This window comes from Streptomyces sp. SM11, from assembly GCF_002910905.1.
GTDB lineage: Bacteria > Actinomycetota > Actinomycetes > Streptomycetales > Streptomycetaceae > Streptomyces.
Map to the genome: position 1 here is coordinate 23312 of NZ_NEUE01000276.1, position 13912 is coordinate 37223.

Here is a 13912-nt window from a genome sequence, read left to right on the forward strand (position 1 = left end):
TTCCTGACTGCGGGATTTGGGATGACTGCGTCGGCCGCACGACCCGGGGACGGCCGGGACGGACTGTTGAAGCAGAACGGATATGCCGGCGGCACGGATGATCCGCGAGGCGATGCCGTGCGCTCAGCACGGCGAAGGACCGCGAGCGGTGCGGTACTTGGTGCCTCCGGGCGGTGCGGGGTGCGGAAAATTGTGACGTTCTCGGCTCTGCGCACCGCCCGGAGAGTTCGGGGGGACCGCTCGGAGCTGCCGGGCGACGACCGGTGGGAGATCGCCCGGCAGGCACTCAGGTGCTGGTGAGGTGTTCGGGCCGCACCGGCGTCCTGTCGAGCTCAAGACCCGTCGCGTTCCGGATCGCCGCGAGGACGGCCGGGGTGGACGACAGGGTGGGTGCCTCGCCGATGCCACGCAGCCCGTACGGGGCGTTCTCGTCGGCGAGTTCGAGCACGTCGACCGGGATGGTCGGCGTGTCGAGGATGGTGGGCAGCAGGTAGTCCGTGAAGGACGGGTTGCGTACCTTCGCGGTCTTCGGGTCGACGATGATCTCCTCCATCACGGCGACGCCCATGCCCTGGAGGGTGCCGCCCTGGATCTGGCCGAGGACGGAGAGCGGGTTGAGCGCCTTGCCGACGTCCTGGGCGCAGGCCAGTTCGATGACCTTCACCAGGCCAAGCTCGGTGTCGACCTCGACGACCGCGCGGTGGGCCGCGAAGGAGTACTGGACATGGCCGTTGCCCTGTCCGGTGCGCTTATCGAACGCCACGGTGGGCCGGTGGCGCCACTCCAGCTCGACGTCGATCGCCTCGTCCTCCAGCACGTCGGCCACGTCGGCGAGCACCTCGCCGCCGTCGGTGACGACCTTGCCGCCCTCCAGGAGGAGTTCGGCGGTGGCCCAGGCCGGGTGGTAGGTGCCGAACTTACGGCGGCCGATCTCCAGGACCTGCTCCCGGACGGCCTCGCAGGAGTTCTTCACGGCGCCGCCGGTGACGTAGGTCTGACGGGAGGCGGACGTGGATCCGGCGGAGCCGACGCGGGTGTCGGCGGGGTGGATGGTGACCTGGTTGACACCGAGTTCGGTACGGGCGATCTGGGCGTGCACGGTGACGCCGCCCTGTCCGACCTCGGCCATCGCGGTGTGCACGGTCGCGACCGGCTCGCCGTTGATGACCTCCATCCGCACACGGGCGGTGGAGTAGTCGTCGAAGCCCTCGGAGAAGCCGACGTTCTTCAGGCCGACCGCGTAGCCGACACCGCGGACGACGCCTTCACCGTGGGTGGTGTTGGAGAGTCCGCCGGGCAGGGCCCGGACGTCGACGGAGGTGCCGTCGCTGCCCGCCGTCAGCCACTCCTGCTCGGGCGGCAGCGGCCGGGACTTGACCCGGCGCAGCAGCTCGGCGACCGGGGCCGGCGAGTCGCAGGGCTGGCCGGTGGGCAGCAGGGTGCCCTGCTCCATGGCGTTGAGCTGCCGGAACTCCACCGGGTCCAGGTCCAGTTTCGCGGCGAGCTTGTCCATCTGCGCCTCGTAGGCGAAGCACGCCTGAACCGCGCCGAAGCCGCGCATCGCGCCGCAGGGCGGGTTGTTGGTGTAGAGGGCGACGGCCTCGATCTCGACGTCCTCGATCCTGTACGGGCCGACCGAGAGCGAGGAGGCGTTGCCGACGACCGCCGGGGAGGCGGAGGCGTAGGCGCCGCCGTCCAGGACGATCTTGCACTTCATGTGCGTGAGCTTGCCGTCCTTGGTGGCGCCGTGCTCGTAGTAGAGCTTCGCCGGGTGCCGGTGGACGTGTCCGAAGAAGGACTCGAACCGGTTGTAGACGATCTTGACCGGCTTGCCGGTGCGCAGCGCCAGCAGGCAGGCGTGGATCTGCATCGAGATGTCCTCGCGGCCGCCGAAGGCCCCGCCGACGCCGGAGAGCGTCATGCGGACCTTCTCCTCGGGCAGGCCGAGGACGGGGGCGATCTGTTCGAGGTCCGAGTGCAGCCACTGGGTGGCGACGTACAGTTCGACGCCGCCGTCCTCGGAGGGCACGGCGAGGCCGGACTCCGGGCCGAGGAAGGCCTGGTCCTGCATCCCGAAGGTGTACTCGCCCTTGACGATGACGTCGGCGCGCTTCGCGGCCTCGTCGGCGTCGCCGCGGATGATCGGCTGGTTGTGCACGACGTTCGGGTGCGGGACGTACTTGATGTACTCGTCCGTGCGGCCCTCGTGGACCAGGGTCGCGTCGTCGGCGAGGGCGGAGGCCTCGTCGGTGACGACGGGCAGCTCCTTGTACTCGATCTTGATCTTGGCGGCTGCGCGGCGCGCGGTCTCCGGGTGGTCGGCGGCCACGATCGCGACCGGCTCACCGTGGTGGCGGACCTTGCCGTGCGCGAGAACCGGGGTGTCCTGGATCTCCAGGCCGTAGTTCTTCATCTCGGCGGGCAGGTCGTCGTAGGTCAGCACGGCGTAGACGCCGGACGTCGCCAGCGCCTCGGAGGTGTCGATGGAGACGATCTCGGCGTGCGCGACGGTGGAGCGCAGCGTCTGGCCCCACAGCATGTCCTCGTGCCACATGTCGGAGGAGTACGCGAACTCCCCGGTGACCTTGAGGGTGCCGTCGGGGCGGAGCGTGGACTCGCCGATGCCGCCCTTGGTGGGCGAACCCTGGGTGATCTTGGTGGGCGTGCCGGCCGGTACGGTCTGGGCCTTCGGGGGCGTCGTCATGACTGGACCGCCTCTTCCTGACGGGCGGCCGCGAGGCGGACCGCGTCGAGGATCTTCTCGTAACCGGTGCAGCGGCACAGGTTTCCGGAGAGCGTCTCGCGGATGTCCTGGTCGGAGGGCGAGGGAGTGTTCTCCAGCAGCTCGTCGGCGGCGACCAGCAGGCCGGGGGTGCAGAAGCCGCACTGGACGGCTCCGGCGTCGATGAACGCCTGCTGGATCGGGGAGAGCTGGACGGCTTCGCCGGTCTGGCCGTCGGTGGGCTTGGACTGCCAGCGCTTGGCGGCGTCCAGGGTGGTGCCGCAGGATCCGGTGGCGCAGCCGCCGCCGGGGTGGGCGTCCTCGCGGTGCTTGGCGTAGTCGGCCAGGCCCTCGACGGTGACGACCTCGCGGCCCTCGACCTGACCGGCGGCGACCAGGCAGGAACAGACCGGAACCCCGTCCAGGCGGACCGTGCAGGAACCGCACTCGCCCTGCTCGCAGGCGTTCTTGGAACCCGGCAGGCCCATGCGCTCACGCAGGACGTACAGGAGGGACTCGCCCTCCCACACGTCGTCGGCTTCCTGCGGACGACCGTTGACCGTGAAATTGACTCGCATGGTTACGCAGCTCCTTCCAGCGTGCGGCCCGCGCCGCGGTACTGCTCCCAGGTCCAGCCGAGCGTGCGGCGGGCCATGATGCCGACCGCGTGCCTGCGGTACTTCGCCGTGCCGCGTACGTCGTCGATCGGGTTGCAGGCGCCGGACGCAAGGGCGGCGAACTGCTTGGCGATCGCGGGGGTGATGATCTTGCCGTTCTCCCAGAACCCGCCTTCTTCGAGCGCGGCGTTCAGGAACTCCTCGGCCTCCTTGGCCCGGACCGGGGTCGGGGCGGCGGAGCCGATGCCGGTGCGCACGGTGCGGGTCTCGGGGTGCAGCGCGATGCCGAACGCGCAGACGGCGATGACCATGGCGTTGCGGGTGCCGACCTTGGAGTACTGCTGGGGTCCGTCGGCCTTCCGGATGTGCACGGCGCGGATCAGCTCGTCCGGCTCCAGGGCGTTGCGCTTGACCCCTGTGTAGAAAGCGTCGATAGGAATCAGCCGCGTTCCGCGTACGGATTCGGCCTCGACCTCGCAGCCGGCCGCGAGGAGGGCCGGGTGGGCGTCACCGGCCGGCGACGCGGTGCCGAGGTTGCCGCCGACGCCGCCGCGGTTGCGGATCTGCGGGGAGGCGACGGTGTGCGAGGCGAGCGCCAGGCCGGGCAGCTCGGTGCGCAGGTGCTCCATGATCGCGCTGTACGGCACGGAGGCGCCGAGCCGCACACTCCTCCGGCCCACCTCCCACTCGGACAGCTCACCGATGCGGTTCAGGTCCAGGAGGTACTCGGGCCGCCGGTGGTCGAAGTTGATCTCGACCATCACATCGGTGCCGCCCGCGATGGGCACAGCCGTGGGGTGCTCGGCCTTGGCGGCGAGCGCCTCCTCCCAGCTGGCGGGGCGAAGGAAGTCCATGAGTGGCTCTCTTCTTCTCAATCGGGTCGTTCGCTGGGGCTGGGGACGGCCGGCCCTCGACTGGCTCGTTCATGTGGTGTTCATGTGGTGTGTGGCCCAGTACACAAGCCCGGCTCCCGCCGGTGCAGTCACCGAAGCACTGAAGGAGTTGGCTGGTCTCCGTCCTTGTCTTGTAGATTCGAACGAATGGCGGGAATCAGTAGCCTCACCACAATTCACAGATACCCGTTCACCCCACGACTCCCCACCCCACGACCTCCTTCACCACCTCTCCTTCACCCACTCCCTCAACGGAAAGATCGGCGGCGACGAGATGCGGCTGCGCGCACTGCTGGAGACCGACGCGCTGGGCCTGCGGCTGCTCGGCGGCGAGGACGAACTGGACCGCACGGTCCGGGGCGTCATGACGACCGACCTGCGCGACCCCAGCCGCTACCTCTCCGGCGGTGAACTGGTGCTCACGGGCCTCGCCTGGCGCCGGGACGCGGCGGACTCCGAGCCGTTCGTCCGGATCCTGGCGGGCGCCGGGGTGGCCGGTCTCGCGGCCGGCGAGGCGGAGCTCGGCGACATCCCCGCCGATCTGGTCGAGGCCTGCCTGCACCACCGCCTCCCACTCGTCGCCGTGCACGAGACCGTGGCCTTTGCAACGATCACCGAGTACGTCGTACGCCAGGTCTCCGGCGAGCGGGCGGGCGACCTGGCGGCCGTGGTGGACCGGCACCGGCGGCTGATGACGTCGGGCCCGGCGGGCGGCGGCCCCGAGGTGGTCCTCGACCTCCTCACCTCCGACCTGGACCTGCGGGCCTGGGTCCTGTCCCCCACCGGCCGCCAGATCGCCGGTGCGGGTGCCCCGCTGCCCGGACCGCTGGGCGCGGCGCTGGCCGGGCAGCACCTGGCCGCGACCCGGACCGGCCGCCGTGGTCCGCACCGGGCCGCGATCGCCGGCACGACGTATGCGCTCTTCCCGATCCGGAACACCGGCCGGGGCGCGGTGCCGGCCGCCCGCGACGTACGGGAGTCGGTGCTCTCCGACTGGCTGCTGGCGGTCGAGGCGGACGCCTCGGACTGGCCCGCCGCCCGGCTCGACCTGCTCCAGGGCGTCACGCAGCTGATCGCGGTCGAACGCGACCGCCGCGACGCGGCCCGTACGGTACGCCGCAGGCTGGCCCAGGAGGTCCTGGAGCTGGTCCAGGCGGGCGCCGCCCCCGCCGAGATCGCAGCCAGGCTCCGGGTCGCCGCACCGGTCCTGCTGCCCGGCCTCGGCGTGGCCCCGCAGTGGCAGGTAGTGGTGGCCCGGGTCGACTGGACCGCCGCGGGCCAGGCCGCCGCCGCGGGCGACATCGCGAGCGGTCCGGTGGCCCAGGCGCTGTTGGAGGAGATCCTCGTCGACCCGGCGGTCAGCGGCCCCGACTCCGCCGACCGGATCGCCGTCGCCCACGCGGGCGAGGAGGCCATCGCCCTGGTGCCGCTGCCGACGCGCACCACCGTGCCCTCGGACTCCGAGGAGGGCGCGGGGAGCGATGCCGCGCGGGCGGGCGTCGAGGACGCCGACGCCCTCGACGCGGACCCCGGGCTGCACGCCGACGCGCTGCTCGCCTCCGTACGCGAACCGCTCTCGGCGGGGCTCGCCGACGACGGCCGGCTGACACTGGGTGTCAGCGCGGCCGTGCATTCCGCCGAAGGGCTGCGCGGAGCGCTGGAGGAGGCCCGGCACGCCCGCCGGGTGGCCGCGGCCCGTCCGGGGCGGGTCTGCGCGGCCGGTCACCACGAACTGGCCTCGCACGTGCTGCTGCTGCCGTTCGTCCCCGACGACGTCCGGCGCGCCTTCACCGCCCGGCTGCTGGACCCGCTGCGCGACTACGACCGGCGCCACCGGGCGGAGCTGATCGAGACGCTGGAGTCCTTCCTGGACTGCGACGGTTCCTGGACCCGCTGCGCGGCCCGGCTGCACCTCCACGTCAACACGCTGCGCTACCGCATCGGCCGAATCGAGCAGTTGACGGGGCGTGACCTTTCGCGCCTGGAGGACAAGCTCGACTTCTTCCTCGCACTGCGCATGAGCTGATCTTCCGGCCGCGCACGGGGCCGGCGGGGCACCGTCGCACTCCGGCCGATTGTGAAATCTTTCACCTGACATTGCCCGGACCCCTTGGCCCGGCGTGCCATTCCGTGCTGAGATGCGCCGTACCCAACAGCACAATGGCGCGCTCGGGGAGGGCAATGTGGCGCATACCGCCATGTCTGGTTCCGGAACGACAGCAGATGACGATCCGCCGCTCCAGACCGCGGTATGGCGGCTGCGGTCACGCGCCTGCTGGACGGACGCGGCCACACTGCTGGAGCACCACGCGACCGCCGATCCGGCCTCGGCGCTCCAGCGCACCGCGCTGCTGACCGAGCGGTGTCTCTACACCGGGCAGGGCTGGACCGACGCCGAGGACGCCCTGCGCATGGCGGAGGCCGTCGCCCGCAGCGACGACGAGCGCGGCTCGGCCGCCTCCGAGCGGGGCCATCTGGCGTACGCCTCGACCCTCCTGGCGGTCCGGGACCGGGCCGACGAGGCGAGCGTGGCGCTGAGCCGGTCGGCGGCGCTGCTGGCCCCCGCGTCCCCGGCCCGGCCGCTGCTGGACTTCCGGCGCGGGCTGATCGCCCAGAACATCGCGGAGTCGCCGGAGTCGGCTCGCGCCGCGTTCCGCCGGGCGCACGCCGGTGCGGCGACCCGGGGCGACGAGCTGCTCCTTTCGTCCACCTGGCGGCATCTGGCCGCGCTCGCCCTGCGTGAGGGGGAACTGGCCGAGGCCCGGCACGGCTTCGCGGAGTCGTTGCGGATCCGGGAGGAGCTGGGATTCCTGGTCGGTACGGCGCCGGCGTTGATCTCCCTCGCGGAGGCGGTGCCGGAACCGGAGGCGGCGCGGCTGCGCGCCGAGGCCGGCCGGCTGTTCCGGCTCCTCGGCGGTGTGCCCACCTGGCTGGCCCCGTACCTGGGCCCCCCGGCCCCGCGCTCCGCGGAGGCGAGCTGATCCCGGGGCGTCCGACACCCGCGGGGCCCCCGGTCAGCCGTCGGCGCCGGCGAAGTGTTCGCGGACCAGGGCCTGGACGACGGTGAGGTCCTGGGCGATGAGCGCGTCGAGCAGGGCGGTGTGCTCGGAGGCGTCCGCGAGCAGGTCGGCCCGGCGGGTGGCGGGGCCCGCGACCAGCGGCCACTGGGAACGCCGGTGCAGGTCGTCGGCGACGGTCACGAGCTGTTCGTTGCCCGACAGCGTGAGGACCGCGCGGTGGAAGGCCCGGTCCGACTCGGCGTAGGCGGCCCGGTCACCCACGGCCGCCGCCGTGACCGTGGCCTCCGCCAGCGGGCGCAGGACGCTCCAGCGGTGCGCCGGGACCGTACGGGCCAGGCTCAGCATCACCGGGACCTCGATCAGGGCCCGCACCTCGGCCAGCTCGGCCAGCTCGCGGGGCCCGCGTTCGCTGACCCGGAAGCCGCGGTTCGGCACGACCTCGACGGCGCCCTCGACGGCCAGCCGCTGCATGGCCTCGCGCACCGGTGTCGCGGAGACCCCGAAGCGGGCGCCGAGCGCGGGGGCGGAGTACACCTGGCCGGGCACCAGCTCGCCGTCGACGAGGGCGGCGCGCAGGGCGTCCAGGATCTGGCCGCGGACGGAGTGGCGCTGAACGGCACGAGGCGCGGGAGGCTCACTGTGGGTGTGCTCGCCCCGTGCCTGTTCCTGCACGCGGCCCTCCGGAGTCCGACCCTCCGCCGGAGTGCGCGGGAACGCTCCGGGGGCGTACGCCGGACGTGCGCCCTCACGCGCGCTGCCCTGCTCCACCCGGACCTCCTCCGCCTGCCGCGGGCCGACTCGCGTGCGCCGGACCCCCTGTGCACGATAGATGCAGGAGGCTGCAGTTCAAACATCGATGACGTCGGGTAAGGTTAGCCTTACCTGCAAACGATCCCGATTCGGTGGTCCCCTGCATGACCCTCTCCCCGCCGTTCACCGGTGCCGCGACGTCCCCCGTGACCGCCGCGTACGCCCGCCTGACCGAGGTGTTCCCCGGCCTGCGGGCCGACGTGCTCGACGGCGACGCCGTCGCCCCGTCCGGCGCGGGCTGGGTCGGCGCGGCCGAGCTGGCGGCCGGCGGTGCCGCGGTGGACGCCTTCCTCGCCTGGGACAACGCCCAGGTTCTGCGCGACTACGGCCGGCAGGCCCGCCCGGACGTGGTGGCGAGCTTCGGTCTGCACCGGTACGCCTGGCCCGCCTGTCTGCTGGTGACGGTGCCCTGGTTCCTGCAGCGCAGGGTGGTGCGGATCCCGGTCGAGGACGTGGCCTTCCAGCGGGCGCTCGGGCACCTGACGGTACGGGTCCGGGAATTCGCCTGCCTGCCGGACGACCCGGCCGCCGCCCTGCCCGGGGCCCGGGTCGTCGCGGACGAGGCCGCGCTGCGGGCCGAGGTCCTGGCCTCCCTGACCGAGCACCTCGGTCCGGTACTGGAGGGCTTCGGGCCGCGCATGCGGCGCGGGAAGCGGGCCCTGTGGGGGATGGCGACGGACGAGATCGTCGAGGGCCTCTGGTACATCGCGCATCTGCTGGGCGAGGAGCGCCGGGCGATGGCCGAACTGGAGCTGCTGCTCCCCGGCACGGCGAAGCCGTACGTCGGCACCGCGGGCTTCCGCGAGCTGACCGGCCCCGAGGGCCAGTCGCTGCCGACCCGGGACCGGGCGAGCTGCTGTCTCTTCTACACCCTGCGCCCCGAGGACACCTGTGTGACCTGCCCGCGTACCTGTGACGCGGACCGGGTGCGGAAGCTCGCGGCAGCTTCCTGATCCACACCGCCCGTCCGAATGACGTGGAATCGAACACAACTCGGGACGTCCGAATGACCGTTCGGGAATATTCCACCCATCGATAGCCTCTCCCACCCCCATGGCGTGCTCTTGTCCCGAAACCACCGGAGCGGGACGGGAATTCCGTCACGATGGCGCACGAAACGCCCTACGTGACGCAAGGGACCGCGCATGAGACTGACCGACATATCGCTTGACTGGCTGCTTCCGGGCGCCGTACTGCTCGTGGGGGTCATGGCGGCGGTGACGGTGGTCGCACGCGGCAAGCGTGCCGCCGGCAAGGCCGCGGCCGACGACTCCTGGGAACGCAGCGAGGACCGCCGCAGACGCAAGGAAGCGCTCTACGCCACCGCCTCGTACGTCCTGCTGTTCTGCTGCGCGGCGGTCGCCGCCGCGCTCTCCTTCCACGGGCTCGTCGGCTTCGGCCGGCAGAACCTGAACCTCACCGGAGGCTGGGAGTATCTGGTCCCGTTCGGACTGGACGGCGCCGCGATGTTCTGTTCCGTGCTGGCCGTGCGGGAGGCGAGCCACGGAGACGCGGCTCTCGGCTCCCGGCTGCTGGTGTGGACGTTCGCCGGGGCCGCCGCCTGGTTCAACTGGGTGCACGCCCCCCGGGGCATGGACCACGCGGGTGCTCCGCACTTCTTCGCGGGGATGTCCCTCTCGGCCGCGGTGCTCTTCGACCGGGCGCTGAAGCAGACCCGGCGCGCCGCGCTGCGTGAACAGGGCCTGGTGCCCCGTCCGTTGCCGCAGATCCGGATCGTCCGCTGGTTGCGGGCGCCCCGGGAGACCTTCGGCGCCTGGTCGCTGATGCTCCTGGAGGGCGTCCGCACCCTGGACGAGGCGGTGGACGAGGTGCGGGAGGACCGCAAGGAGCGCGAGCAGGACCGGATGCGCCGACGTGACCAGGAGAAGCTGGACCGGGCCCGCATCAAGGCCCTGAACCGGCAGAACCGGGTCTGGGGACGCGGCGGCCAGGGCGGGCAGCAGGTGGACGTGCCCGCGCTCACCCCGGCTTCGGGCGGCGCGCCGGCCGTCGCGGAGCCCGCCATAGCAGAGCCGGGTCAGCTGCCTCTGCGGCCCCGGCCATCCCTGCAAGCCGTCGGCCCGAAGCAGGCGGCGGACGGTTCGAGCCCGAAGAGCCTGGACGCCGCGAACCAGGGAGCTGACTCGCGGACCGTCGACCTCACGGCCGAGGACGACACCCAGACACTCCCCCGGCTCGACTCGCTGGAACAGAAACTGAAGGATCTGGAGCAACAGTTCGGCTGATCGGGCCTGGCGGCGGAGAGCCCCTCAGGGTCTTCCGCCGTGCAGCTCGAACCAGACGACCTTGCCCAGGGCCTGTACCTCCACGCCCCAGGCGTCGGCCAGACTTTGGACCAGGATCAGGCCCCTGCCGTGCGTACCGTCGTCGGCGTTCGGTACGTACGGCGCGGGCAGGTCGTCCGAAGCGAAGTCCTGGACCTCCACCCGCAGTCGGGCGTGTGTCGCCGTGGCGGTGACCACGGCCCCGTGCCGGGTGTGGATGAGGGCGTTGGTCACCAGTTCAGTCACCAGCAGCTCCGCCGCCTCGGTCTGCTCCTGGCCGGAGCGATGTCGGAGGAACTCCCGTAGGTCCCGCCGCACTTCCCCCACCGCCGAGCGTTCGGCGTGACCCACTTTCCGGCGCATCCGGGCCGACGGTGTTGGCTCACCCGGTCTCCGTCCCCGGGGGCCGCGCCCCTCGACGACCGCGGTCCTGCTCTGACGCTTCGCCATTTCCCCCGCCCGCACTGTGAACCGGCCTCCTCCGATCAGACTGCCCGTCGAACAGCCTCACGGGAGGCATGCCCCTGTACGCACACGGTCACGCTTGCCGGCGCATCAATAGGTGAACGGTCAGGAGCGGCGAGGGGCGCACGGAACATCCCACCCGCGCACGCCATCACCAGATGGGCGCAGCATTGGTTGACATCCCGCGAAAGCCACCGCCTTGGCGTTGACGGCCCATCTTCTACGCGCGCCATCATGATGGTGTGCGCATCCCCCACGCGTCATCCGGCTCGGCGGCACAGCCGCCCCGCTGCCCGTACTCCTCGCCGCCGGCACGGTCTGGGCCCAGGCCGCGCCCCCGGCCTCCGCCCCCACCGCCCCAGGCCCACGACACGCTCGATCCTGACGGAGCGGACGTGGCGCCGGACACTCAAGGACGCGGCACGTTACGCAGGTTGGAGCGGGCCATCTGGAGCATCCGGCCCACTCCGCCGTCGAGCACGATCTTGCTGGCGGAGAGCGCGAAACCGGTGACCATGTCGGCGCTGATCTTCGGCGGGATGGACAGCGCGTTCGGGTCGGTGACCACGTCGACGAGCGCGGGGCCCTTGTACTTGAACGCGTCCTTGAGCGCGCCCTGCAACTGCTTGGGCTTCTCCACACGCACACCGTAGGCGCCGGCCGCGCGGGCGATCGCGGCGAAGTCCGGGTTCTTGTTGGTCGTTCCGTACGACGGAAGACCGGCCACGAGCATCTCCAACTCCACCATGCCGAGCGAGGAGTTGTTGAACAGGACCACCTTCACCGGCAGGTCGTACTGGACCAGGGTGAGGAAGTCGCCCATCAGCATGGCGAATCCGCCGTCGCCGGACATCGCGACGACCTGCCGGTCCAGGTCGGTGAACTGAGCGCCGATCGCCTGCGGCAGGGCGTTGGCCATCGAGCCGTGGCTGAACGAGCCGATCACCCGGCGCCTGCCGTTGGGCGTCAGATAGCGGGCGGCCCACACGTTGTTCATTCCGGTGTCGACGGTGAACACGGCGTCCTCGTCGGCCATCTCGTCCAGCACGGAGGCCACGTACTCGGGGTGGATCGGGACGTGCTTCTCGACCTTGCGGGTGTAGGCCTTGACCACACCCTCCAGGGCGTTCGCGTGCTTCTTCAGCATCCGGTCGAGGAACTTCCGGTCGGACTTGGGCTTCACCCGGGGCGTCAGACAGCGCAGGGTCTCGCGCACATCGCCCCAGACCGCGAGGTCGAGCTTGGAGCGGCGGCCGAGGCGCTCGGGGCGCACATCGACCTGGACGATCTTCACATCGTCCGGGAGGAAGGCGTTGTACGGGAAATCCGTGCCGAGCAGGATGAGGAGGTCGCACTCGTGCGTCGCCTCGTACGCGGCGCCGTAGCCGAGCAGCCCGCTCATCCCGACGTCGTACGGATTGTCGTACTGGATCCATTCCTTGCCGCGCAGCGCGTGCCCGACCGGGGACTTGATCTTCTCGGCGAACTCCATGACCTCGGCGTGTGCCCCGGCCGTACCGCTGCCGCAGAACAGCGTCACCCGTTTGGCCTCGTCCACCATGCGGCAGAGCTTGTCGATCTCGTCGTCACCGGGCCGTACGGTCGGCCGCGTGGTGACGAGGGCGTGCTCGATGGACTTCTCGGGGGCGGGCTTGGAGGCGATATCGCCCGGCATGGTGACGACGCTGACGCCGCCGCGCCCGATGGCGTGCTGGATCGCCGTCTGGAGCAGCCTCGGCATCTGCTCCGGGTTGGAGATCATCTCGTTGTAGTGGCTGCACTCCTGGAACAGCAGCTCCGGATGGGTCTCCTGGAAGTAGCCGAGGCCGATCTCGCTGGAGGGGATGTGCGAGGCGAGGGCCAGCACCGGGGCCATGGAGCGGTGCGCGTCGTACAGGCCGTTGATCAGGTGCAGGTTGCCCGGCCCGCAGGAGCCGGCGCAGGCCGCGAGCGAGCCGGTGACCTGCGCCTCCGCTCCGGCGGCGAAAGCAGCGGTCTCCTCGTGCCGGACGTGGATCCAGTCGATGGCCGAGTTACGCCGGATGGCGTCCACGACGGGGTTCAGGCTGTCGCCGACGACGCCGTACAGGCGTTTGACGCCTGCCCTGGCGAGGATGTCGACGAACTGCTCCGCCACGTTCTGCTTGGCCATGGGTGCGCACCCTTCCTGCCCGTGCTCCGTGCACTTCGGTTGTCCGGAGACCGGAGCCCGAAACACCGTTTCGCCGGGCCCCGGCATCCATCAACCCATGGCGTGCGCGGTTACGCCTCCCAGACGGCTGCGCAGGTGCGGTCGTCGGCGTACCCCTTGATCCGGAGCTGGGTGTCGGCGAGGAAGGCGGGCAGACCGGGCGGCCCGGCACTCCCCCAGCGCTCGGCGAGCTCGCCGGGCAGTGCCGGTTCGCCGCGCATCGGCTCGGCGAGACCGTTGCCGCACAGCATCAGTGTGTCGCCGGGTCGCGCCACGGAGGCCCGGAAGCGGAAGGGCTCGGCGGGCGGCTGTGCGGTTCCCTCGATGCGCGGGGACGGCGGCGCGGTGATCTGGAGGTCCATGGTCAGCCGGTCCCCGTCCGGGCCCTCCTCCTGCTCGTCGCCCGGCTGCGGGCCGCCGCTCTCCGGGATGACGGGCTCCAGGTCCTGCCAGAGTCCGTCGCGGAGACGGAAGAGGCCGCCGCTGCCGACGCCGAAGAAGACCCGGGTGCGGCAGTCGGGGTCGGCGGACAGCAGGAGGCAGCGGAGGCTCGCGGTGTACGCGTCCGGTTCGACGCCGAGTTCGGCGGCGCGGGCGCGCAGCTTGCCGTACGTACGGTCGGTGAGCCGGTGCAGCCCGGACTTCAGGTCGCCCCGGCGGCCCGCTCTTATGTCCTCGGAGAGCCGGACGTGGCTGCGGGCGACGGCCCCGCCGATCCAGCGGCAGGCGTCGGCCGCGGCGAGGTGCGCCGCTTCGCCCGCCCGCCTGCCGCCGGCCACGGCGACGAGGACGAGGGCGCTCTCGGCGGCCCCGAAGCGGGCGGTGAGCAGCCCGTCGCGCCGGGGCTCGCCCCGGAAGCGGGCGGAGTCGCCGCGTACGGAGACTGCGCGCAGGGTGTACGTCCCGTAC

Annotated in this window: 11 protein-coding genes; 4 read left to right on the top strand and 7 right to left on the bottom strand. The window is 71.7% G+C overall.

Annotated features, from left to right (window positions below; translation table 11 throughout):
• Positions 1-286: 286 nt before the first annotated feature.
• Genes pucD through B9S58_RS30025 form a run of 3 tightly spaced genes read right to left on the bottom strand, consistent with a single transcriptional unit; the run spans position 287 to position 4193 of the window.
• Positions 287-2704, bottom strand: coding sequence for a xanthine dehydrogenase subunit D (pucD, locus tag B9S58_RS30015; RefSeq protein ID WP_103535095.1), 2418 nt, complete (start codon positions 2702-2704; stop codon positions 287-289).
• On the bottom strand, positions 2701-3300 hold the full coding sequence (locus B9S58_RS30020; protein WP_103535096.1) for a (2Fe-2S)-binding protein: 600 nt from the start codon (positions 3298-3300) through the stop codon (positions 2701-2703). Before B9S58_RS30020 ends, pucD begins: the two co-directional genes overlap by 4 nt.
• A 2-nt stretch (positions 3301-3302) precedes the next feature.
• Entirely contained in the window at positions 3303-4193 is an 891-nt protein-coding gene (locus B9S58_RS30025; protein ID WP_103535097.1) for a xanthine dehydrogenase family protein subunit M, read from the bottom strand.
• Between the two features lie 313 nt (positions 4194-4506).
• On the opposite strand from B9S58_RS30025, the gene B9S58_RS30030 reads away from it, so the two are divergent.
• A complete protein-coding gene (locus B9S58_RS30030; RefSeq protein WP_103535098.1) occupies positions 4507-6258 on the top strand; it encodes a PucR family transcriptional regulator ligand-binding domain-containing protein in 1752 nt (583 codons plus the stop codon).
• Between the two features lie 172 nt (positions 6259-6430).
• Positions 6431-7213 (top strand): hypothetical protein, encoded by a 783-nt coding sequence (locus tag B9S58_RS30035; RefSeq protein ID WP_103535099.1) that lies wholly within the window; start codon positions 6431-6433, stop codon positions 7211-7213.
• A 33-nt stretch (positions 7214-7246) separates the two neighbouring features.
• Here B9S58_RS30035 and B9S58_RS30040 read toward each other — a convergent pair whose 3' ends face one another.
• Positions 7247-8020, bottom strand: coding sequence for a GntR family transcriptional regulator (locus B9S58_RS30040; protein WP_103535100.1), 774 nt, complete (start codon positions 8018-8020; stop codon positions 7247-7249).
• A 146-nt stretch (positions 8021-8166) separates the two neighbouring features.
• Between B9S58_RS30040 and B9S58_RS30045 the strand changes: the two genes are divergently transcribed.
• The gene (locus B9S58_RS30045) at positions 8167-9015 is read left to right on the top strand and encodes a (2Fe-2S)-binding protein (protein ID WP_103535101.1); all 849 of its coding nucleotides are present in this window, start codon (positions 8167-8169) and stop codon (positions 9013-9015) included.
• Positions 9016-9207: 192 nt separating this feature from the next.
• On the top strand, positions 9208-10308 hold the full coding sequence (locus B9S58_RS30050) for a DUF2637 domain-containing protein (protein ID WP_103535102.1): 1101 nt from the start codon (positions 9208-9210) through the stop codon (positions 10306-10308).
• Positions 10309-10332: 24 nt separating this feature from the next.
• On the opposite strand, the gene B9S58_RS30055 is transcribed toward B9S58_RS30050, so the two are convergent.
• From B9S58_RS30055 to B9S58_RS30070, 3 genes are all read right to left on the bottom strand, one after another.
• Entirely contained in the window at positions 10333-10698 is a 366-nt protein-coding gene (locus B9S58_RS30055) for an ATP-binding protein (RefSeq protein WP_103535103.1), read from the bottom strand.
• Between the two features lie 523 nt (positions 10699-11221).
• Entirely contained in the window at positions 11222-12964 is a 1743-nt protein-coding gene (locus tag B9S58_RS30065; RefSeq protein WP_103535104.1) for a pyruvate dehydrogenase, read from the bottom strand.
• A 110-nt stretch (positions 12965-13074) separates the two neighbouring features.
• Positions 13075-13912 (bottom strand): protein phosphatase 2C domain-containing protein (locus B9S58_RS30070; RefSeq protein ID WP_146063583.1); only part of this gene is annotated, 838 nt, incomplete at its 5' end.